Origin of the sequence: Serratia sp. JKS000199 (assembly GCF_900215455.1) — a bacterium.
Lineage (GTDB): Bacteria > Pseudomonadota > Gammaproteobacteria > Enterobacterales > Enterobacteriaceae > Serratia > Serratia ureilytica.
The window spans coordinates 2,158,265-2,179,450 of record NZ_LT907843.1 but is presented as its reverse complement, the minus strand read 5'-3'; the positions used below and the strand labels follow the sequence as shown (position 1 = coordinate 2,179,450).

Here is a 21,186-nt window from a genome sequence, read left to right as displayed (position 1 = left end):
TTATCGGGGCCGCGCAAGCGGCCCCGTCAGTTTTAGCGGTTGACCGCCACGGTGGCGGCGGCCTGTTTCGCCAGCTCCACCGCGAGTTCCGTGGTGTCCGCCGTCGCCAGCGCTACACCCAGGCGGCGCTGGCCGGCGATTTCCGGCTTGCCGAACAGACGCAGCTGGTTGTGCCCGCGCAGCGCGTTTTCCAATCCGCTGAAGCGCACATCGGTGCTGGTGAGCTGTGGCAGGATCACCGCCGAAGCGGAAGGGCCGAACTGGCGGATAGCGCCGATCGGCAAACCGAGAAACGCGCGCACGTGCAGGGCGAACTCAGACAGATCCTGTGAAATCAACGTGACCATGCCGGTATCGTGTGGGCGTGGCGACACTTCGCTGAAGATCACGTCGTCGCCACAGACGAACAGCTCCACGCCGAACAGCCCGAAGCCCCCCAGGGCCTTCACCACTTTCTCGGCGATAGCCTGGGCCCGGCTCAGCGCCGTAGCCGACATGCGTTGCGGCTGCCAGGACTCGCGGTAATCCCCATCCTCCTGACGGTGCCCGATCGGCTCACAGAAATGCACGCCATCCACGGCGCTGATGGTCAGCAGCGTAATTTCAAAATCAAATCTTACCAGCCCTTCGACGATCACCCGGCCACCGCCGGCACGGCCGCCCTGTTGGGCGTAATCCCAGGCGCTTTGCAGCTGTTCGGGCGTGCGGATCAGGCTCTGGCCTTTGCCGGAAGAGCTCATCACCGGTTTGACGATGCACGGGTAGCCGATATGCTCGACCGCCTGACGGAAGACCGTCTCGCTGTCGGCAAAGCGGTAGCTGGAGGTGGGCAGGCCAAGTTCTTCCGCCGCCAGTCGGCGGATGCCTTCACGGTTCATGGTCAGGCGCGTGGCTTCGGCGCAGGGCACCACGCGATGGCCCTGGCGTTCAAGTTCGACCAACATGGCGGTGGCGATCGCTTCGATTTCGGGAACGATATAGTCCGGCCGCTCGTGTTCGATGACGGCTTTCAACGCGTCACCGTCCAGCATATTGATGACGTGGCTGCGGTGCGCCACATGCATGGCCGGCGCATCGGCGTAGCGATCGACGGCGATCACCTCCAGACCGAGGCGCTGGCATTCAATGGCGACTTCTTTACCCAGCTCGCCTGAGCCGAGCAACATGACGCGGGTGGCGGAAGGGCGCAGGGCGGTTCCAATCGTTAACATAGTTTCGTACCTGGATCGGTGAAAGTAAGCGGATTGATGATCGGCGGGCAGTATATACGAAAACGATTGCGCGCGCAGCCGCCGCGCCGTTTTTGTTGCTAACTGGCTGTTTTTATAACAAACAGAAATATTTGCCCTGTATGAGCGATTGTGCGTTAATAACCGACGGCGAAAGAAGACCTACTTATCGAAAGGTTTTCGCGTCTCGTGCCGTCAAGGCAGGTTTATCAAGTAAAGGAAACACAAATGAGCAAGATCACTGGTCACGTTAAATGGTTCAACGAAAGCAAAGGTTTCGGCTTTATTACCCCTGCCGACGGCTCTAAAGACGTTTTCGTTCATTTCTCCGCTATCGTCAGCGATGGTTTCAAGACCCTGGCTGAAGGCCAGCAGGTTGAGTTCTCCATCCAGGACAGCCAACGTGGCCCAGCCGCAGCCAACGTCGTTGCGATTTAACGACTGCGTTGCCAAGAAACCCGCCGCCGGCGGGTTTTTTTATGCCCGCACCCCGTAACGCCGCCCATCTCTGTTATCATTTACCGCTGATTCGGCGCTTACCTGCGGGCGCGCCGCCATTCCATTCGTCACATAAGAGTTATCGCCGTGAGCACAGTTTCTTTTTCTTCCCTGCCGCTGCCAGCCGAACAGTTGGCCAACCTCAACGAACTGGGGTACGCCGAAATGACGCCGGTACAGGCCGCCGCATTGCCCGCCATCCTGCAAGGGCGGGACGTGCGCGCCAAGGCGAAAACCGGCAGCGGTAAAACGGCGGCCTTCGGCATTGGTCTGCTGAACAGTATCGTCGTCGGTCAGGTCGCCACGCAGGCGCTGGTGCTCTGTCCCACCCGCGAGCTGGCCGATCAGGTGAGCAAAGAGCTGCGTCGCCTGGCGCGTTTTACGCAAAACATCAAGATCCTGACGCTGTGCGGCGGCCAGCCGATGGGGCCGCAGCTCGATTCGCTGGTGCATGCGCCGCACATCGTGGTGGGGACGCCGGGCCGTATCCAGGAACACCTGCGCAAGAAAACGCTGCAGCTGGACGAGCTGAAGGTGCTGGTGCTGGATGAGGCCGATCGCATGCTGGACATGGGGTTCGCCGACGACATCGACGATGTGATCAGCTATACGCCGCCGCAACGTCAGACGCTGCTGTTTTCCGCCACCTACCCGGCAGGCATCGAGCGCATCAGCGCGCGCGTTCAACGCCAGCCGCTGAGCGTCGAGGTGGACGATGGCGAAGCGCAGACCTCCATCGAACAACGCTTTTATGAGACCACGCGCGATCAGCGCCCAGCGCTGCTGGTGTCGGCCATTCGCTATCATCAACCCGCGTCCTGCGTGGTGTTCTGCAATACCAAGCGCGACTGTCAGACGGTGCTTGAGGCCCTGGAGGCCCGCGGCATCAGTGCGCTGGCGCTGCATGGCGATCTGGAACAGCGCGACCGCGACCAAGTGTTGGTGCGTTTCGCCAACCGCAGTTGCCGGGTATTGGTGGCGACCGACGTCGCCGCACGCGGGCTGGATATTAAAGAGCTGGAGCTGGTGGTCAACTACGAGCTGGCGTTCGATCCCGAAGTGCATGTGCACCGTATTGGCCGTACCGGCCGCGCCGGCATGAGCGGGTTGGCGATCAGCCTGTGCACGCCGCAGGAAATGGCGCGTGCGCACGCGATTGAAGACTATCTGCAGATGAGCGTCGACTGGTCGCCGGTGTCCGAGCTGAGCGGGGCGGCCAACGGCTCGCTGGAGGCGGAAATGGTGACGCTGTGTATCGACGGCGGCCGCAAGGCGAAGATCCGTCCCGGCGATATTCTCGGGGCGCTGACCGGTGATGCCGGGCTGACGGCGGCGGAAGTGGGCAAGATCGATATGTTCCCGGTGCATGCCTATGTCGCGATCCGCAAAGCCAGCGCGCGCAAGGCGCTGCAACAGTTGCAGCAGGGTAAAATCAAAGGCAAAAGCTGCAAGGTGCGGCTGCTGAAATAAGCCGAAGGCGGGCGGCGGTTTGCCTTCCCGCCACGATCTATTTATACTGTATATAATCACAGTAATTTGAGTATTTGAGGACGCACGCATGGCGGTTGAAGTTAAATATGTGGTGGTGAGAAACGGTGAGGAAAAAATGACTTTCGCGAGCAAGAAAGAAGCCGACGCCTACGACAAAATGCTGGATCTGGCGGACAACCTTGGGGAGTGGCTGCAGCAGGCGCCGCTGAACCTGGATGACGAACAGCGCGAAGGGCTGAGCTTCTTCCTGGCGGAAAACAAGGATGCGCTGGGCCTGATTCTGCGCGGCGCATCGCCGGCGGAAACCCTCAAGAAACCGGCGGAAAGCAAAGCGAAAAAAGCGGCCTCTACCCCAAAAGAGGGATCTGCGTCAGAAAAGCAGGCGGCATAATGACTTATGTTGCGGTGTTGTGATGAAAAAGGATCTAAAATGAGCCGTGAAATAACTTTCTTCAGCCGCTTTGAGCAAGACATTCTGGCCGGGCGTAAAACCATCACCATTCGGGATGCCAGTGAATCGCATTTTGAACCGGGCGAGGTATTGCGCGTTAGCCGCAATGAGGACGGCGTATTTTTCTGCTTTATCGAAGTGCTGTCGGTAACGCCGGTGCGCCTGGATGCGCTGACCGAACGCCACGCACAGCAGGAGAACATGTCGCTCGGCGAACTGAAGCAGGTGATCAAGGAAATCTATCCGGGCCTGGATGCGCTGTTTGTCATTGAGTTCGTCAAACGGTAACCCTTTGCCGAAGCCCTGTTGTGAGCCAGGGATGGGCGCCCGGATAGCGCTAATCACAACGGGAGGACATATGAAAAAAACGGGTTTGGCTATCGCCTTGTTGGCCATGATGGGAGCATCGACGACGGTGTGGGCGCAGGATCACGAACAGCGCGCCGCCAAGGTGGGGCAGTGTGCGGGCCTGCAGCCGGCGGATATCGCCGCCCAGGTCAAGCGCGACTTCTTGCAGAACCGCATTACGCGCTGGGAGTCGGACAAAAAGCTGCTGGGTACCGCAACGCCGATTGCCTGGGTTAGCCCGGATGCCATCAGCGGCAAGGATCAGGTATGGCAGGTGCCGTTGACGGTGCGTGGCACCAAGGCAGATAAAACCTACAACGTGACGCTCAACTGCAACACCGGCGAAATCGCCTACAGCGCCCCACAGTAACGCTTTCCCGGCAGTAAAAAGCCCGCCGAGCGGCGGGCTTGATGTTCTCAGGCGGCGTCAGTCGCTGAACGGGATCACCAATTCACCCGGTTTCACTTCCAACCCTTTCGCCAGTTTTTTCGCCAGCGCTTCGGTTTTGCTGTTGTCAGGATTCAGCACATAAGCCGGCTTTTGGTCGAAGTAGGATTTCAGCGACTGGTTCAGATACGGCGTCAGCGCTTTCATGACCGTCTGCATTTTTTCCGGTTGCACGCTGTAATCGGTCAGCTCCATGTCCTTCAGGAAAATGGCGCCCTGCGCCCGGTCATAAACCGGCTGCGCCTTCAGCGTCAGCTTCAGATCAGCGGTCTGCGGGCCGAGAATCGACGTGATGTTGACCTTGGCGTCGCCGGAAAGGGTGACTTTACCCGGTTCGCTGCGGCCGATCTGGCTTTGCAACTGAGTCAGCACGATGTTGGCGTCCAGCAGGCCGGGCACGCCGATTTGCTTCTGATAGTCGTTATGTTTCTGCAGGTAGTCATTCACTTCCTGCTCACTCAGGGTGTACTGGGTCAGTTGATTGCAACCGGCCAATACGCCGGCGAACAGCAGGGCGGCTGCGCCCATCAGGATCTTCTTCATTAATGCCTCATTGCGACTGCTGGCGAAAAGTGCTGCAGATAATTGATTAATCATTATAAACGCTCCGCCTGCGCGTGAAAACGGCAGGCGGCGGTATGGCAGGAATAGTGCGCGTAAAACAGGGCGAGACCTATCGGATAACGCCGAAAGCGTCAGCGCCGTAATCGCAGCGCCAAGAGGATCACGCCGGCCAGGCAGGCTGCGCCTCCCAACAACGGGAACAGCGGAATGCCCCACAGCCGCAGCGACGAATGCATCAGATAAGGCGCCAGCCCCAGGGCAAAAGCGGCGGTGACGATGGCGATGGCTAGGGTAACGGCGCTGCGCTCCAGCGCTTTGCTCAACTGACCGAGGTTCTTGACGTTAATGTCGGCATTGAGCTGCCCGCGTTTCAGGCGGCGCACCAACAGCCGCAGGGTTTGCGGCAGCTCCTCTCCGGCGTCGAGCGCTTCCCCGCCCAGGGTCAAGAGCCGTTGGCGCACGGCGTCAGGGGCATAACGTTGCAGCACCGTTTGTTGCAGCATCGGTTTGAGCGTGGCGACGATGTCAAAGGCCGGATCCAGCCGGTGCAGCACGCCGTCGGCGGTGATTAAGGCCTTGAACAGCAGCACCAGATCCGGCGGCAGCGCCAGCTGGTGCTCACGCGCCATCACCAACAGGTCAGTGAGGGCTTTGCCGAGCGTTAGGGTGGCGGCGGCCTGCTTGTCGAGAAAGTTTTGCGCCGCCAGCTCCAGGTCCATCAGATCCAGCGGTTCGCTGTCCGACCAGGCGATCAGCGTGTTGACGATGCCTTCGGACTGACGATCGGCGATGGCCTGCAGCAGCAGGAGCAACTGGTTGCGCCGCCGTTCGGACAGCTGCCCCACCATGCCGAAGTCGATGAAGCCGACGCGATCGCCGCTCAGCGCCATCACGTTGCCGGGGTGCGGATCGGCGTGATACAGCCGGTGCTCCAGCACCATGCTCATAAAGGCGCGAGCGCCGCGCCGCGCCAGCAGCGGGCCGTCAAATCCCGCTTCTGCCAACTGCCGGGGGTTCTCCGGCGCGGTGCCGGGCAAGTATTCCTGCACTAACAGACGCGGAGAAGACCATTGCCAATAGATTTTCGGCACGACCACGTCGGGTTCACGCGCAAACATGCCGGCGACGCGATCGCAGTTATGCCCTTCATGGGTCAAATCCAGTTCATGATTGAGCGCCGTCGCCAGCGCTCTGACCATCTGCCGTGGTCGATAGCGCGCCAGCGCCTGACTCTGCTGCTCCACGGTTTCCGCCAGCGAGGCCAGCAGCCGCAGATCGGCGTGAATGGTTTTTGCCAGGCCAGGGCGCAGCACTTTCACCACCACCTGTTCGCCGCTGTGCAGGCGCGCGCGGTAAATTTGCGCCATCGACGCCGCGGCCAGCGGTGTGCGATCGAATTCGGCAAACAGCTGCTCGGGATCATCCCCGAGATCGGCGATGATCTGCGGCGCCAGCATTTCCCATGGCAACACCGCCGCCTGGCTGTGCAGGCGATCCAATTCGTCGGTCCAGGCCGGATCCAGCAGGTCAGAACGCGTGGCCAGGATCTGGCCGAATTTGACGAAGGTTGGGCCGAGCGCCTCGAGCGCTTCGCGCAGCCGCTGAGGGAGGGGCTGCGCGCTCTGCCGTGCGGGCTCACCGCGGGCGCCACGCAGCAACGCCCCCAGGCCCAGCAGGCGCAGAACGTCTTGCAAACCATAACGAATCAGAACGGAAGTAATTTCCTTCAGCCGCGCCCGATCGCGAGCGGTGGCGAGCACCATTTTCAGCATCAGTACGCCATATCCTTTTTGTGACTGTCGAACGTTATTGTTCCATATCCAGCAGCAACGGCACTTCGCTGCGCTGCGCCATGCGGTTGCGGTAGGCTTCCACGTTGTCCGGCAGGGCAACCCCGGCGACGATCGACAATGAGCGCAGCAGCGGGAACAGATGAATATCGTCCTCAGAAAGCTCGCCGTTCACGGCGTCGGCGGAGACGATCAGCGGTGACAGCGTTTGCAGGTCGGCCTCCAGTTCGGCGATCAAATCGGCGCTGTTGGCGAGATGCTCGGCGAAATTACCGATTGACGCCTGCTTTTTATCGATAAAGTAACGGCGGGCGCTGTCGGTGGCAAATTCTTCGAAATCGGCATGCGCAATACGCGGCAACAGCAATTTGGCCGCATAACTGTCGACCCGGCGCAACCACTCGGCGATGGCCGGGGTGGTGCGGCCGGTCAGCACCGGTTTGCCGTCCAAGCCATCGACATAGCGCACGATATCCAGGCTTTCCGGCATCGCTTCGCCGTCGTCTTTGATCAGGATCGGCACCATTTTTTTGCCAATCAGATTGAACGGGGTCGTCTCATCGTCGTTGAGCAACGTGACCAGGCGAATCGGCAGATGTTTCAGGCCGAAAATCATGCGGGCTTTAACGCAGAATGGGCAATGATCGTAAATGAACAGTTTCATGCTTGCTCCGGGTTGTCAGGTTTTAACAGCAATAGTTACCACAGCTTATCGAGGCTGTCTTGAAACGCGTGTGTTGGATGGTGCGTTATTGCGATATTGCCCGCGCAACAGGCGCGGGCGAGGAGTGCTATTTCTTGACCGGTACCGAGTTGAGCACATCGATCAGGTGAATGCGGGCTTGTTCCAAATCGATCTGATCGCGTTCGTTGGCGGCGGTGACGACCTGCAGCTGTTTGATAATATCGTTTTTCAGGCCGGCGTCGCTGGCGAGGATATGCGCCAGCGCCTTTTCCACCAGAGTGGAGCGCGCATAAATCATGCGCAAGTTCAGTATCATATGTTCGAGTAGTTGCGGTAATTTGGCTTCTTCGCTCATGCCGACGGGCTCCTGTGGGTGTTTTTACTAACAGGATAGCAGCTGTTGCCGATTCGGCCGGATTTCTATGGCGTTAGCCGCCGCGCAGTATCACCGACGCGTTGCGCCGCGGGCTGAATTGCCAGTACAGCGCCAGCAGCGTGGCGAAGCCTACGGCGCCGAGCAGCAGCCAGGGCAGCTCCGGCATGTTCATCATCCGCCCGGTATCGTACATCCAACCGCCGCCGGTATATCCCAACGCACCGCCCAACGCCAGCCCGAGGCGGCTGAAGCCCATGTAGCTGCCGCGCGCCCGCGGATCGGCCAGCGACGCGCTGAGCGTTTCGCGCGCCGGCTCGGCGATGATCGAACCCAGATAGAAACAGCAAATCAGCGTGAACACGCCTTGCAGGCTGCTGGCAAGGCCGATCGGCAGCAGGCTGAGCGTCATCAGCAGCAGGCCCGCCATCAGGCGTTGTTCAAGCCGAAAATGTTTTTCACCCCAACGCGCCAGCGGATAGAGCAGCGACAGCGACAGCGCCGCTTCGATCGCGTACATCCATTTCACCGCCGCCGGTGAGCCGGCAATTTCATTGACCACGATCGGCAGCATCAGCATCACCTGTACCGCCAGCATATAGTAGCCGGTCAGCGTCAGGACATAGGTGAGGAAGCGGCGATCGCGCACGACCCGCAACATGCCTTCTTTCATCGGCACGCGCACGGTGGAGATGCGATAAGCCGGCAGTAACCAGGCGTTCCAGCCGGCGGCCAGCACGAAGATCGCCGCCCCGACCCAGCAGACAAAGTGGAAATCGTATTGCAGCAGCCAACTGCCGATCAGCGCGCCGACTACCGCGCCGGCGCTGTCCTGCATCATCAACAGCGAGAAAAAGCGGCCGCGTTCGTGCGGACGGGTCAGTTTGATCACCAAAGCGGTGCGCGGCGGATCGAACAGCGTGCCGCCGAGGGCCGACAGCGCGCAGGAGAACCACAGGATCCACGGCGCATCGGCCATCGCCATGGTGGCGAAACCGGCGGCGCGCAGCAGCATGCCGGTGACGATCATCGGCTTGGCGCCAAAGCGATCGGCGACCGCGCCGCCAAAGATGCCGAGCCCTTGTTGCAGCAACTGACGCAAACCCAGCGCGATGCCGACGATCAGCGCCGCCCATCCCAGTTGATCGACGAAGCGGATCGAAATAAGCGGGAACACGACAAAGAAGCCTAAAACCACCAGCAGGTTGTCGAGCAACAGAAAATATTTACCCAAGCTGCGCGCTTGCGACACCAGAGACATGCATCACCATGAGCAATTAAGAGAGAGGGGGAAGGCAACCCCACCATTCTCTACCCAATTGGCGGACGGCGACAGGGGCGGAGTAGATAATATTTTTTTATCGTCAAGGTGTTACCTGAACTGCAAAATTGGCGGAAAAACGCCGTAAAACGCGTATTCGGCGATTTACTGAGCGGCCGGTATTTTACCTCGGGGGCGGCCTACGGTTATATTGAATGCAAGGGAGCGCGGTTCTGAGGCGCTATTGGCAACATAAAGTCATGGCCTCAGATTGGCGTCGGATAATTATCCACGAGGCTTCCTAATAAATACTTCTTATCGAACCGTTTTGACCGCGGGGGAAATGATGTTCGGCTACCGCTCTGCATCGCCAAAAGTACGTCTTACTACCGACCGGATGGTGGTCCGTTTAGTGCATGAACGGGACGCCTATCGTCTGGCGGACTATTATGCCGAGAACCGGACCTTTCTCAAACCCTGGGAGCCGGTGCGCGATGAAAGCCATTGTTATCCGTCCGGCTGGCAGGCGCGCCTGGGGATGATCGCTGAAATGCAAAAGCAGGGCAGCGCCTACTATTTTATCCTGCTCGATCCGGAAGAGCAGGAAGTCCGCGGCGTGGCGAACTTCAGCAACGTGTTGCGCGGTTCGTTTCACGCCTGCTTCCTCGGTTATTCGCTGGGGGAGAAATGGCAGGGGCAGGGGTTGATGTTCGAAGCCTTGCAGTCCGCCATCCGCTATATGCTGCGCCAACAGCGCATGCACCGCATCATGGCCAACTATATGCCGCATAACCAGCGCAGCGGCGCATTGCTGACGCGTCTGGGATTCGAACGCGAAGGTTACGCCAAAGATTACCTGCTGATCGACGGCAAGTGGCAAGACCACGTTTTGACGGCATACACCAATAAAGAGTGGCTACCCCCACGTTGAGGCCAAACGATGAAATATGAATTGAACGCCAAAGAGGCCCGGGTCATCGGCTGCCTGTTGGAAAAACAGGTGACGACGCCGGACCAATACCCGCTTTCGCTTAACGCCATTACCCTGGCCTGTAACCAAAAGACCAACCGCGAGCCGGTGATGGATCTGAGCGAAAGCGAGGTGCAGCAACTCCTCGATCTCTTGCTGCGCAAACATTTCCTGCGCACCCTCAGCGGGTTCGGCAATCGGGTCGTGAAATACGAGCAGCGGTTTTGCAATTCCGAGTTTGGCCAGCTGAAGCTCTCTCCCGCCGAACTGGCGGTGATCGCCACCTTACTGCTGCGCGGCGCGCAAACGCCGGGCGAGCTGCGCACGCGCACCAACCGAATGCACGAGTTCAGCGATGTCAGCGAGGTCGAACAGGTGCTGCAGCAGTTGACCACGCGCGAAGACGGCCCGTTCGTAGTGCGCCTGGCGCGCGAGCCGGGCAAGCGCGAAAGCCGCTTCATGCATCTGTTCAGCGGGCCAATCGATGAGGCGCCGCCGGCGCTCGAGTCGGAGATCGACGGTGAATTGAGCGCCAGGGTCAGCGCGTTGGAAAACGACGTGGCGGAGCTGAAACGGCAGGTGCAGCAACTGTTGGCGAGGGAAACGCATGACTAAATTGCGCGTGGGCGTGGTGGGGCTGGGCAGCATCGCGCAGAAGGCCTACCTGCCGATCCTCAGTCAGGCGGCGGACTGGACGCTGGTGGGCGGCTTCTCGCCTAATCAACAGAAAGCGCAGCCGCTGTGCGACAGCTACCGCATGGCCTGTTTCCCTCGGCTGGACAACTTGGCCGAACAGTGCGATGCGGTCTTTGTCCACAGCAGCACCGCCAGCCATTTTTCGGTCATTGGCGAGCTGCTTAACCGTGGCGTACATGTTTACGTCGATAAACCGCTGGCGGAAACGCTGGAGCAGGGCGAGCAGTTGCTTGAGCTGGCCGAGCGGCGGGGCAAAACGCTGATGGTGGGGTTCAACCGCCGTTTCGCGCCGCTTTACCGCCAACTCAAGCAGCAAATGAATCAGCCCGCCTCCATTCGCATGGATAAACATCGGGCGGACAGCGTCGGCCCTCACGATCTGCGCTTTACCCTGCTGGATGACTATCTGCACGTGGTGGACACCGCCCTGTGGCTGGCGGGCGGAGGCGAGCAACTGCTGAGCGGCAGCGTGCACGCCAACGCTGCAGGCGAAATGCTGTACGCCGAGCACCACTTCGCCTGTGGCGATACGCTGGTGACGACCAGTATGCATCGCCGCGGCGGCAGCCAGCGCGAAAGCGTGCAGGCGGTGACAGACGGCGCGCGGTATCAGTTGACCGATATGCGCCACTGGCTGCGCGAAGATGCGCAGGGCGAGTTGGAACAGCCGGTGCCGGGTTGGCAAAGCACGCTGGTGCAACGCGGTTTCGACGGGGCGGTGCGGCATTTCCTCTGCGCCGTCGCCAATCAGAGCGCGCCGGAAACCGGCGGCGAGCAGGCGCTGGTTGCGCAGCGGGTGGTCGAGCGTTTGTTACGCGATAACTCTATGTAACATATGGCGGTAGCTATTCTTTTCCGGATGCGTAAACTGAGCCGATTGTTTCACTGACGCCTGCTGTTGCAGGCGTTGATATTTACGGTACCTATCAGACAACCACATGAACCTACTCAAATCCTTGGCTGCCGTCAGCTCGATGACGATGTTTTCGCGGGTGTTGGGCTTTGCCCGCGATGCGATCGTCGCGCGCGTGTTCGGGGCCGGCATGGCAACGGACGCCTTCTTCGTGGCGTTCAAACTTCCTAACCTGCTGCGTCGTATCTTTGCCGAAGGCGCATTTTCGCAGGCTTTCGTGCCGATCCTGGCGGAATATAAGAGCCAGCAGGGCGAGGAAGCGACGCGCACCTTTATCGCCTATGTCTCCGGGCTGTTGACGTTGGTGCTGGCGGTGGTGACGGTGCTGGGGATGCTGGCCGCGCCCTGGGTGATCTATATCACTGCGCCGGGCTTTACCGATACGCCCGACAAGTTTGCGCTGACGTCGGCGCTGCTGCGCATTACCTTCCCCTATATTCTATTGATTTCGCTGGCCTCGCTGGTGGGGGCGATCCTCAATACCTGGAACCGTTTCTCGATCCCGGCCTTTGCGCCAACGCTGCTTAACGTCAGCATGATCGGCTTCGCGCTGTTCGCCGCGCCGTATTTCCACCCGCCGGTGCTGGCGCTGGCGTGGGCGGTGGTGGTCGGCGGCGTGCTGCAACTGGGCTATCAGCTGCCGCACCTGCGCAAGATCGGCATGCTGGTGCTGCCGCGCATCAAATTGGGTGACGCCGGGGTCTGGCGGGTGATGCGCCAGATGGGGCCGGCGATCCTTGGGGTGTCGGTCAGCCAGATCTCGCTGATCATCAACACGATCTTCGCATCGTTCCTGGTGTCCGGCTCGGTGTCCTGGATGTACTATGCCGACCGCCTGATGGAGTTTCCTTCCGGCGTGCTGGGCGTGGCATTGGGCACCATCCTGCTGCCGTCGCTGGCCAAAAGCTTCTCGAGCGGCAACCACGACGAGTATTCGCGCCTGATGGATTGGGGGCTGCGCCTGTGCTTCCTGCTGGCGCTGCCGAGCGCCATCGCGCTGGGTATTTTGGCCAAACCGTTGACCGTCTCGCTGTTCCAGTACGGCAAGTTCAGCGCCTTTGACGCGGCGATGACGCAACGCGCGCTGGTGGCTTACTCGGTGGGGCTGATGGGGCTGATCGTGGTTAAGGTGCTGGCGCCGGGCTTTTATTCGCGTCAGGACATCAAAACGCCGGTCAAGATCGCCATCATTACGCTGATCATGACGCAGGTGATGAACCTGGCGTTTATCGGTCCGCTGAAGCATGCCGGCCTGGCGCTGTCGATCGGTTTGGCAGCCTGCCTGAACGCCGCGCTGCTGTATTGGCAGCTGCGCAAGCAGAAAATCTTCCAGCCACAGCCGGGTTGGGCGCTGTTCCTCACCAAGCTGGTGATTGCCGTGCTGGTGATGTCGGCCGTGCTGATTGGCTTGATGTGGCTGATGCCGGCCTGGGATCAGGGCAACATGCTGGAGCGTTTGCTGCGCTTGGCGGCGGTGGTGGTGGCCGGTGTGGTAGCCTACTTCGGCGTGCTGGCCGGGTTGGGTTTCCGCCCGCGTGATTTCGCGCGCCGGGTCGTCTGAGCCGAGTGAAAGCGTAAAAAAAAAGGTCGCCACGGCGACCTTTTTGCTTTTCTGCGCGGCGCGGTTTACATGCGCTCGACGGTTTCGATGCCCAGCGTATCCAGGCCGGTTTTCAGCGTTTTGGCGGTCAGCAGCGCCAGCTTCAGGCGGCTCTGACGGGCTTCTTCGCTGTCGGCGTTGAGGATCTGGCAGTGCTCGTAGAAGCCGGAGAACAAGCCGGCCAGATCGTACAGGTAGCTGCACATGACGTGCGGCGTGCCTTCACGCGCGACGGCGGTGAGCACCTCTTCGAACTGCAGCAGGCGAGTGGCCAGCGCAATTTCACGCTCTTCGGTCAGGGTCAGCGGCAGCGTCAGGCTGCTTTCGTCGATCCCGGCGCGTTTGAATACCGATGCCACACGGGTATAGGCGTATTGCATGTAAGGCGCGGTATTGCCTTCGAAGGCCAGCATGTTATCCCAGTCGAAAACATAGTCGGTGGTGCGGCTTTTCGACAGATCGGCGTATTTCACCGCGCCGATACCGACCACGCGAGCGATGGTCTTCATTTCGTCTTCCGGCATGTCCGGGTTTTTGCCGGCGATCAACTGTTCGGCGCGTTCGATGGCTTCATCCAGCAGATCGGAGAGCTTCACGGTGCCGCCTGAGCGGGTTTTGAACGGCTTGCCGTCTTTGCCCAGCATCATGCCGAACATGTGATGTTCCAGCGAGACGGACTCCGGCACATAACCGGCTTTGCGCACGATGGTCCAGGCCTGCATCAGGTGCTGATGCTGGCGGGAATCGATGTAATACAGCACGCGATTGGCGCCCAGGGTCTCGTAGCGATACTTGGCGCAGGCGATATCGGTGGTGGTATAGAGGTAGCCGCCATCCTTTTTCTGGATGATGACGCCCATCGGGTCGCCGTCCTTGTTCTGGTATTCGTCGAGGAACACCACGGTGGCGCCTTCGCTTTCCACCGCCAGCCCTTTGGCTTTCAGATCGGCGACGATGCCCGGCAGCATCGCGTTATACAGGCTTTCGCCCATCACGTCGTCTTCGGTCAGCGTGACGTTCAGGCGGTTATAGGTCAGCTGGTTTTGCGCCATGGTGATGTCGACCAGCTTGCGCCACATTTTCAGGCAGTATTGATCGCCGCCCTGCAGCTTCACGACGTAAGCGCGTGCGCGCTCGGCGAACTCGGCGTCTTCATCGTAATGCTTCTTGGCTTCGCGGTAGAACTGCTCGAGATCGGACAAGCCCATATCGCTGGCGTTTTCATTCTGCATTTTTTCCAGGTAGGCAATCAGCATGCCGAACTGGGTGCCCCAGTCGCCGACGTGGTTGGCGCGGATCACTTTATGGCCCAGAAACTCCTGAGTACGCGCTGCGGCGTCGCCGATGATGGTGGAGCGCAGGTGGCCGACGTGCATTTCTTTCGCCACGTTCGGCGCGGAATAGTCGATAACGATGGTTTGCGGTTCAACCGGCGCAATGCCCAATTTCGGTGCGTTCAGCACCTGGTCGGCCTGGCGGGCGACCCAGTCGCTGTTCAGGAAGATATTGATGAAGCCGGGGCCGGCGATTTCCACTTTACTGGCGACGTCGCCGAGATCCAGCAGTTGCACCACTTTTTCCGCCAGCTGACGGGGCGGCATGCCCAGCTTTTTGGCGACTGACATCACGCCGTTGGCCTGGTAATCACCAAACTGCGCCTTGGCGGATGGGCGGACCTGCGCTTCGCAATCCGCTGGCGCGCCAGCGGCGATCAGCGCCTGGCTGACTTTATCTGAAAGAAGAACCTGAATATTCACCGGGTTACCTTAATGACGAACGAGGGGCCGAAACCAGCCCCCGAGGGATTCAACGGTGGTGGCCAACGGCGCGCGGGCGGCGGCGACCTCCACAAAACAGCCTGCAATTGTAACCGATCTGAGGGAGCCCGTCAGCAGTTGGCGCGACCGCAGCGATGAAACAGTTGCGGAGGCGCGCGTTATTGCCGTGGGGATAAAAGATGGACAACCGAGAGAAGATATACGGTGGAAAAAATGAGGGGCTAGCGTTTTTTATTGCGGCGACCGGAATCCAGCGTATTGGTGCTGCGAGATTTAAAATGACGGTAGATGGCGTATACGGCGATAATTATCAACACCAAGGATATCGTCAGCAATAACATAATGATCATCTCTAATTTAAATTTCCCCCAAAGTAGCCGAGTTGAGTGGGTGAATCAATTGCCCGGCATTAAATTAAGATAATCCTTAGTTTTCCATCATTTTTTGCGCTGCATTCTCTTTGTTTACAATTGGTTAAGCTTCATTTTTTGTGTGACTTATATAAGTGGGTGAGGTTTGATTAAGCGAAAAAAATCAATCGATTTAGCCCGCAGGTGGCGGAGGGTTTTGTGCAAAATAACTTAAATCTTACTGTCATAAGGAAATGATATAATGGCCTGCGAAAAATCCTATTTTTTATTTAATTGCCGAATTAATAAGCTGCCATCTCAATAAGCGCTGGGTTTTTCGTCCCCCATCCAGAACCGAAAATTATGCTGTACTGCCGCTGAAAAATCTCGCCACTCTGGCGAGCGCCGTCGCCACCGTGTAAATTACGGCCTTTAACTTTGCGCTCGTTGTTTTGAGGTTTCTATGACCAATCCCTTGCAGGCCATTGCCGAGCTTGACGATCTGAGGCTCGACCTGCCGCGTTTCGAGCAGGCGTTGCAACAATTCGCCGCCAGATTGCAGCTTGACCTGTCCTCGTTTACCGCCGATCACATTTCCTTGCGCTGTCACCAGAACGCTACCGCCGAACGCTGGCGCCAGGGATTGATGCAGTGCGGGACACTGTTGTCCGAATCGATGATCAACGGGCGGCCTATCTGTCTGTTTGATTTACAGCAGCCGCTGGTCGTGGGGCCGTGGCGGATAGATTGCGTCGAGCTGCCGTATCCCGGGGAGAAACGGTATCCGCATGAAGGGTGGGAACATGTCGAGCTAGTGCTGAGCGGCGATCCGCAGACGTTGCACGCCCGCGCGCTGAGCCATCTCGCTGATGAAGCGTTGCTGGCGCCGGGGATCAAACTGAAGCAAAGCTCGCCAAAAGGCGAGGGCGAGCGGTTGCCGAACCCGACGCTGGCCATCACCGATGGAACGGTCACGATCAAGTTTCATCCTTACTCCATTCGGGACATTGTCGCCAGCGAGCAAGGCTAGTCGAACAGCGTGGCGCAGGCCCGCGCCATGCGATCGAGCGCTTCATCGAGCAGAGCCCGCCGGCAACCGAAGTTCAGTCGTACAAAGCGCCGATCGCCGAAATCCAAACCGGCGCTTAATCCAACGCCCGCGCGCTCGAAGAACTGATGCGGATTGTCCACCGGCAACGCGCCGCAGTCGATCCAGGCCAAATAGGTGGCTTCAATCGGCAACAACTTCAATCCCGGCATGGCGTTGATGCGTTCTGTCACCCGATCGCGATTGGCGCGCAGATAAATCAACTGCTCGTCCAGCCAGGGTTGCCCGTATTGATAGGCCGCCTGGGCGGCGACCAGCGCCAGCAGATTGACCTCCGGCACGATGCCGCTGCGCGCACGTTTCAGCTTTTGTCGCAGCGCCTCATTAGGGACGATCGCCATCGAGGCGCCCAGCCCGGCGAGATTAAACGCCTTTGACGGCGACATCAGCGTTACGCTGCGCTGGGCCGCGTCTTCGCTCAGGGTGGCGAAAGGAATATGCCGTGCGCCGGGTTCAAGCAGCAATTCGCAGTGGATTTCATCCGAACAGACGATTAAATCGTGCTCGCGGGCGAACTGATGGTGCTGCGACAGCTCTTCTCGACGATAAACGGTGCCTCCGGGATTTTGCGGGTTGCACAGCAGCAGGAGCTTCTCATTGCCGCTGATCTGCCCATGCAGCGCGGAAAAATCCAGCACCCAACGTTGGCCTGTTGCCGCCAGCGGTACCGAGAGGTGCTTGCGCCCGGCGAATTTGGCCGCTTTGCGAAATGGCGGATAAATGGGGCTGGGCGCGAGCGTGCTCTGATGGTCTTCGGTGAAGGCGCGCACGCACAGGTTCAGGCCGCACACCAGGCCGGGCAGGAAAAGGATCCATTCAGGCTTGATGTGCCAGCGGTAGCGCTCTACCATGCGGCGGGTAAAAACCTCAAGAAGATCGGGGGATGGGTGCGTGTAGCCGAACACGCCGTGCGCCACGCGCCGCTGCAAGGCGTCGATGACCGCCGGCGGGGAGGCGAAGTCGCTGTCGGCGACCCACAGCGGAATGATGTCGCTGTCGCGATATTTATCCCACTTAACGCTGTCACTGTGACTGCGGTCTACCCATTGATCAAAATTGAATGCCATAGTTACAACCCTGAGCCGGTTTATGCCTAAGCATGAGCCTACGTGAGAAATGAAGAAATGAACAATTGCCGCCGTATGTTGGCCGTTATCTGGGGGTGACAATGATAAAACTGGAAGTTTGTTGCTTTAGCGTCGACTGCGCGCTAACGGCCGAACGGGCGGGCGCCGATCGTATCGAGTTATGCGCCAGCCAGAGCGAGGGCGGATTGACGCCGAGTTATGGCACGCTGCGTTTGGCGCGGGAACGGGTTTCGATTCCGGTTCATCCGATCGTACGCCCTCGCGGTGGCGATTTCTGTTATGGCGCGGTGGATTTCGAGGTGATCAAGCAGGATATCCGCCAGATCCGCGAGTTGGGATTCCCCGGCGTGGTCGTCGGCATGCTGGACGAAGAAGGGCATATCGATCTGCCGCGGATGCGCGAGGTAATGACGTTGTGCGAAGGGATGGCCGTCACGTTCCATCGCGCATTCGACATGTGTCAAAACCCGATGGTGGCGCTGGAGCAACTAACCGACCTGGGCGTGGCGCGCATTCTGACTTCCGGTCAACAGCAGAGCGCCGAACTGGGCCTGCCGCTGTTGCGTGATTTGCGTCAGGCCAGCCAGGGCCCGGTGATCATGGCGGGCGCCGGCGTGCGTCTGAGCAATTTGCACAAGTTTGTCGATATCGGCCTGCATGAATTGCACAGCTCTTCCGGCCATCTGGTGCCATCGACCATGCGTTATCGCAAGGCGGGGGTCACCATGTGTTCCGATAACGAGTTTGACGAATTTAGCCATTATTGCGTGGATGGCGAAATGGTGGAGGCGATGAAAAACGCGCTGGCCTTGGTTGACCCCTTGGCGCAAAGCGCATAAACACGCAGCTAACCGCGTTTGATAACCGGTTTCCGGGCCGTAAGACCCCTTTGCGTGTCACTGAGCCTTCGGCGATCACGCAAGTACCAGGCCCCGGCGTTTTGCCGGGGCTTTTTTTATGTCTTGTTAAGACACTGGCCCATTCCTGCACTGTTGCTCGCTCGGTCAGGCGCCATCTCTTCTCTTGCGCTCGTCATGCCCTACTGATAAGTTTGTGAGTTAAAATCCTTTAAATATCATAATATTAAATGATTTTTTGGTATGTATTGGCGTGGTGAATGATTTGCGCTCTGCCGCTCATTATCGCGTCTGCATTTTATACCTGTTCACCGCCGGTTTTTATGGCCGGAACATCACAGCACCAATGAGGAGAGCCGTCGGCGCAGCCACAGAGCACATCGACGGCGGACTTTACAAGGAGATAACGATAATGACCCGAACGGCACACTGTTGGACCGCTGCGCTTTTACTGACGTTGGCCCTGACCGGCTGCCAGACCGCCAAACGGCCCGTTTCTACATTGAGTAAGCCGCCCAGCGCAGAAGAAGTTGCGGAGCAGGATAAGCGGCAGCGTGAGGCCGAGCGCATGCAGCAGTGCCAACGCGAACTGGATGCCATGCGCGGCATGGATAACGAGAAATATCAGAAATTCAAACGCGAGTTCGATACCTTGATGAGCGGTGCGGCGCAGTATGCCGGCGTGCGCCAGCGGATCAATACGGGCACGCAGGAAACCGTCGATGCGCTGTATCGTTATCGCACCAGCCGTCTCTGCGCAGACATCAGTTCTGCAATGATGACCGGTCTGGCTGAGCGCGGAGAACGCGCCCAATGATCCCTCGTGCGAGAAAGGCACTGCTGAGCCTGATGATATCGCTGGCGCTTGCGCCAACGCTGGCCGTGGCGGATGACGATGTGCCTGCATTATTGCAGTTTGCCGAGCGCTACCAGCAACAGGATGCACCGGCGGCTGACGCCGCGGTTACCCCGCCCCGGGAAATCCAAAAGCCGGCGTCCCGGCCGGTTCAACTTCGTGAAACGGCTGCGCAGAGAAAGCAACTGACGCAGTTGCAAAAGGCGCTGCGTGAGAAAGAGACTCGACTGGAACAACAGCAAGCCGCTATTCAATCACTGCAGCAGGAGCTGACCGCGTTGCGCGTCGCGTCTTCCCTGGCGGTTGCCGATAAACCGGCTCCGGCGCCCGATCTGAGCGCGTTGAGCGACTTTGCCAGCGGCGTGCGACAGGCGCTGAACCTGACGCCGCAGGAGCGTAAGGCTCAGGCGCAAATCGCTGAGGCGCAAGCGGCGTTAGCGCGGCAAAAGCAGCAAACCGAGGAGCGGGATCGACGCATCGCATTGCTGGAACAACGGTTGGCGGCGTTGCCAAAACAGTCTGATAACGCGCAGCAACAGGTTTGGCAGGAGAAACTGGCGGCGGCGCAAGCTGCCAACGATAAAGCGCGCCAGCGTTATGAACAGGACCGAAAAGCGGCCGCCGCTGAACTGGAACAGCAGAAGGCCGAAGCCGCCAAGGCGCTCGGCGTACTGCAACAACAATTGGCGCAGTTGCAAAAAGAGCAGGAAAGCCAACGCCAGCAGGGTGGGCAGCAAGAGAAAAACCTGAAGATGGCGCTCGAGCAGCAAAAGGCCGAGGCCGCCAAGGCGGCGGGCGAACTTCAGCAGCAGTTGGCAGCGCTGCAAAAAGAGCGTGATGACCAACGCCAGCAGGCCGAGCAGCAAGAGAAAAAACTGAAGATGGCGCTGGAGCAGCAAAAGGCCGAGGCCGCCAAAGCGGCGGGTGAACTTCAGCAGCAGCTGGCGCAGCTGCAGGAAAAAAACAAGACGCAAACCGAGCAGGCTAAGGCGCTGGAACAGCGTCTGGCGGCGCTGACGGCGGAAAGCGCGCAGGCTGCGCAGCAACGGGATAAAGCGGCGCAACAGGCAGATAAAACGGCGACGGAGCTGGCGGCCGCGCATCAGGCGCAGCAAGCCTTGCGTGAGGAACTGGACGGGCTGAGATCGCGGGCCAAATGGCTGCCGGATAGGCAAGCGCTGAAGAAAAAGCCGGAGCAACAGAGCTATGCCGCCGGTGTCGCTTTGGGGCGCGATATTCAAACGATGCTGGCGGAACGTAAAAATTGGGGTATCACGCCCGACAAAACCGCGCTGCTGGCGGGCGTGATCGATACCTTCAACGGCCATTACCAGTTGAGCGATGCGCAGTTGACCAGCGCACTGGCGGAGTCGGAAAAAGCGGTGAACGATGCCAGAAACCAGGCTGCGAAGACGCAGGCCAGCAAAGGTGAGGCGTTCGTTGCCGAGTTCCAAAAGAAGAAGGGCACGCAGAAGTCGCCTTCCGGTTTCTGGTATCGCATCGATTATGCGGGTGATGAGGCCATTACGGAAAACGCGCGGGTGGATATCGTGGTGAAAGAAAGTTTAACCGACGGTCGCGTGATTCAGGATATGGATCGCAGTGGGAAGGTGATGTCCCAGCCGCTCTCCGCCTATCCGCCGTTGTTCCGCGAGGCTATCGGCCATCTGAAAAATCACGGCTCGCTGACGATGGTGGTGCCGCCGGCGTTGGCGTACGGTGAAACTGGCTATGCGCCGCAGATCCCGCCAAACGCGACGATGGTCTATGAGCTGCGGATTGTCGATGTCAGTAACGGGTGAAGGCGGGCCGGCGCAGGCCGGCCCGATTAG

Annotated in this window: 22 protein-coding genes; 14 read left to right on the top strand and 8 right to left on the bottom strand. The window is 59.3% G+C overall.

Annotated elements, in window-relative coordinates; genetic code table 11:
* Nucleotides 1–32: 32 nt before the first annotated feature.
* Nucleotides 33–1,211, bottom strand: coding sequence for a formate-dependent phosphoribosylglycinamide formyltransferase (gene purT / locus CPH57_RS10475; RefSeq protein WP_089197146.1), 1,179 nt, complete (start codon nucleotides 1,209–1,211; stop codon nucleotides 33–35).
* A 246-nt stretch (nucleotides 1,212–1,457) separates the two neighbouring features.
* Between purT and cspC the strand changes: the two genes are divergently transcribed.
* The 5 genes from cspC to yebF all read left to right on the top strand — a co-directional run bounded on the left by cspC (nucleotide 1,458) and on the right by yebF (nucleotide 4,387).
* Nucleotides 1,458–1,667 carry a cold shock-like protein CspC gene (gene cspC / locus CPH57_RS10470; protein WP_004927572.1) on the top strand — a complete coding sequence of 70 codons (210 nt, stop codon included), beginning with the start codon at nucleotides 1,458–1,460 and terminating at the stop codon, nucleotides 1,665–1,667.
* A 147-nt stretch (nucleotides 1,668–1,814) separates the two neighbouring features.
* Nucleotides 1,815–3,197: an ATP-dependent RNA helicase DbpA gene (dbpA, locus tag CPH57_RS10465; protein ID WP_033643376.1), complete on the top strand. Its 1,383-nt coding sequence runs from the start codon at nucleotides 1,815–1,817 to the stop codon at nucleotides 3,195–3,197.
* Nucleotides 3,198–3,285: 88 nt separating this feature from the next.
* Complete coding sequence (locus CPH57_RS10460; protein ID WP_033643375.1) at nucleotides 3,286–3,609, top strand: YebG family protein; 324 nt, start codon at nucleotides 3,286–3,288, stop codon at nucleotides 3,607–3,609.
* Between the two features lie 39 nt (nucleotides 3,610–3,648).
* A complete protein-coding gene (yqfB, locus tag CPH57_RS10455; RefSeq protein ID WP_004927562.1) occupies nucleotides 3,649–3,957 on the top strand; it encodes a N(4)-acetylcytidine aminohydrolase in 309 nt (102 codons plus the stop codon).
* Nucleotides 3,958–4,027: 70 nt separating this feature from the next.
* Entirely contained in the window at nucleotides 4,028–4,387 is a 360-nt protein-coding gene (gene yebF, locus CPH57_RS10450) for a protein YebF (protein ID WP_033643374.1), read from the top strand.
* A 57-nt stretch (nucleotides 4,388–4,444) separates the two neighbouring features.
* On the opposite strand, the gene CPH57_RS10445 is transcribed toward yebF, so the two are convergent.
* The 5 genes from CPH57_RS10445 to mdtH all read right to left on the bottom strand — a co-directional run bounded on the left by CPH57_RS10445 (nucleotide 4,445) and on the right by mdtH (nucleotide 9,138).
* Nucleotides 4,445–5,008: a lipoprotein gene (locus tag CPH57_RS10445; RefSeq protein WP_016927416.1), complete on the bottom strand. Its 564-nt coding sequence runs from the start codon at nucleotides 5,006–5,008 to the stop codon at nucleotides 4,445–4,447.
* A gap of 152 nt (nucleotides 5,009–5,160) precedes the next feature.
* Nucleotides 5,161–6,801, bottom strand: coding sequence for an AarF/ABC1/UbiB kinase family protein (locus CPH57_RS10440; RefSeq protein WP_069100688.1), 1,641 nt, complete (start codon nucleotides 6,799–6,801; stop codon nucleotides 5,161–5,163).
* A 34-nt stretch (nucleotides 6,802–6,835) separates the two neighbouring features.
* Nucleotides 6,836–7,483, bottom strand: a complete 648-nt coding sequence (gene grxB, locus CPH57_RS10435) for a glutaredoxin 2 (RefSeq protein WP_096242321.1) — start codon at nucleotides 7,481–7,483, stop codon at nucleotides 6,836–6,838.
* A gap of 127 nt (nucleotides 7,484–7,610) precedes the next feature.
* The gene (locus CPH57_RS10430; protein WP_033643371.1) at nucleotides 7,611–7,859 is read right to left on the bottom strand and encodes a hypothetical protein; all 249 of its coding nucleotides are present in this window, start codon (nucleotides 7,857–7,859) and stop codon (nucleotides 7,611–7,613) included.
* A gap of 73 nt (nucleotides 7,860–7,932) precedes the next feature.
* Nucleotides 7,933–9,138: a multidrug efflux MFS transporter MdtH gene (mdtH, locus tag CPH57_RS10425; protein WP_033643370.1), complete on the bottom strand. Its 1,206-nt coding sequence runs from the start codon at nucleotides 9,136–9,138 to the stop codon at nucleotides 7,933–7,935.
* 346 nt (nucleotides 9,139–9,484) lie between these two features.
* On the opposite strand from mdtH, the gene rimJ reads away from it, so the two are divergent.
* From rimJ to murJ, 4 genes are all read left to right on the top strand, one after another.
* Nucleotides 9,485–10,069: a ribosomal protein S5-alanine N-acetyltransferase gene (gene rimJ / locus CPH57_RS10420; protein ID WP_033644290.1), complete on the top strand. Its 585-nt coding sequence runs from the start codon at nucleotides 9,485–9,487 to the stop codon at nucleotides 10,067–10,069.
* A gap of 9 nt (nucleotides 10,070–10,078) precedes the next feature.
* A complete protein-coding gene (locus CPH57_RS10415; RefSeq protein WP_042784746.1) occupies nucleotides 10,079–10,723 on the top strand; it encodes a YceH family protein in 645 nt (214 codons plus the stop codon).
* The gene (locus CPH57_RS10410; protein WP_096242320.1) at nucleotides 10,716–11,636 is read left to right on the top strand and encodes a Gfo/Idh/MocA family protein; all 921 of its coding nucleotides are present in this window, start codon (nucleotides 10,716–10,718) and stop codon (nucleotides 11,634–11,636) included. Before CPH57_RS10415 ends, CPH57_RS10410 begins: the two co-directional genes overlap by 8 nt.
* Before the next feature lie 106 nt (nucleotides 11,637–11,742).
* Nucleotides 11,743–13,278, top strand: a complete 1,536-nt coding sequence (murJ, locus tag CPH57_RS10405) for a murein biosynthesis integral membrane protein MurJ (RefSeq protein WP_033643367.1) — start codon at nucleotides 11,743–11,745, stop codon at nucleotides 13,276–13,278.
* 65 nt (nucleotides 13,279–13,343) lie between these two features.
* Here the strand turns inward: murJ and argS are convergent, their stop codons facing one another.
* Nucleotides 13,344–15,074: an arginine--tRNA ligase gene (argS, locus tag CPH57_RS10400; protein ID WP_033650942.1), complete on the bottom strand. Its 1,731-nt coding sequence runs from the start codon at nucleotides 15,072–15,074 to the stop codon at nucleotides 13,344–13,346.
* Between the two features lie 200 nt (nucleotides 15,075–15,274).
* Between argS and CPH57_RS24575 the strand changes: the two genes are divergently transcribed.
* Together CPH57_RS24575 and CPH57_RS10395 are read left to right on the top strand one after the other, a co-directional pair.
* Nucleotides 15,275–15,433, top strand: a complete 159-nt coding sequence (locus CPH57_RS24575; protein WP_154219869.1) for a hypothetical protein — start codon at nucleotides 15,275–15,277, stop codon at nucleotides 15,431–15,433.
* Nucleotides 15,434–15,908: 475 nt separating this feature from the next.
* A complete protein-coding gene (locus tag CPH57_RS10395) occupies nucleotides 15,909–16,475 on the top strand; it encodes a VOC family protein (RefSeq protein ID WP_060660623.1) in 567 nt (188 codons plus the stop codon).
* Here CPH57_RS10395 and CPH57_RS10390 read toward each other — a convergent pair.
* Nucleotides 16,472–17,620, bottom strand: coding sequence for a MalY/PatB family protein (locus CPH57_RS10390; RefSeq protein WP_096242319.1), 1,149 nt, complete (start codon nucleotides 17,618–17,620; stop codon nucleotides 16,472–16,474). The genes CPH57_RS10395 and CPH57_RS10390 overlap by 4 nt on opposite strands.
* Nucleotides 17,621–17,721: 101 nt before the next feature.
* On the opposite strand from CPH57_RS10390, the gene cutC reads away from it, so the two are divergent.
* From cutC to CPH57_RS10375, 3 genes are all read left to right on the top strand, one after another.
* Nucleotides 17,722–18,480: a copper homeostasis protein CutC gene (gene cutC / locus CPH57_RS10385; protein ID WP_033643362.1), complete on the top strand. Its 759-nt coding sequence runs from the start codon at nucleotides 17,722–17,724 to the stop codon at nucleotides 18,478–18,480.
* A gap of 430 nt (nucleotides 18,481–18,910) precedes the next feature.
* Nucleotides 18,911–19,315 (top strand): hypothetical protein, encoded by a 405-nt coding sequence (locus CPH57_RS10380; protein ID WP_028127482.1) that lies wholly within the window; start codon nucleotides 18,911–18,913, stop codon nucleotides 19,313–19,315.
* On the top strand, nucleotides 19,312–21,156 hold the full coding sequence (locus CPH57_RS10375; protein WP_231922827.1) for an FKBP-type peptidyl-prolyl cis-trans isomerase N-terminal domain-containing protein: 1,845 nt from the start codon (nucleotides 19,312–19,314) through the stop codon (nucleotides 21,154–21,156). Before CPH57_RS10380 ends, CPH57_RS10375 begins: the two co-directional genes overlap by 4 nt.
* The last annotated feature ends 30 nt before the right edge of the window (nucleotides 21,157–21,186 follow it).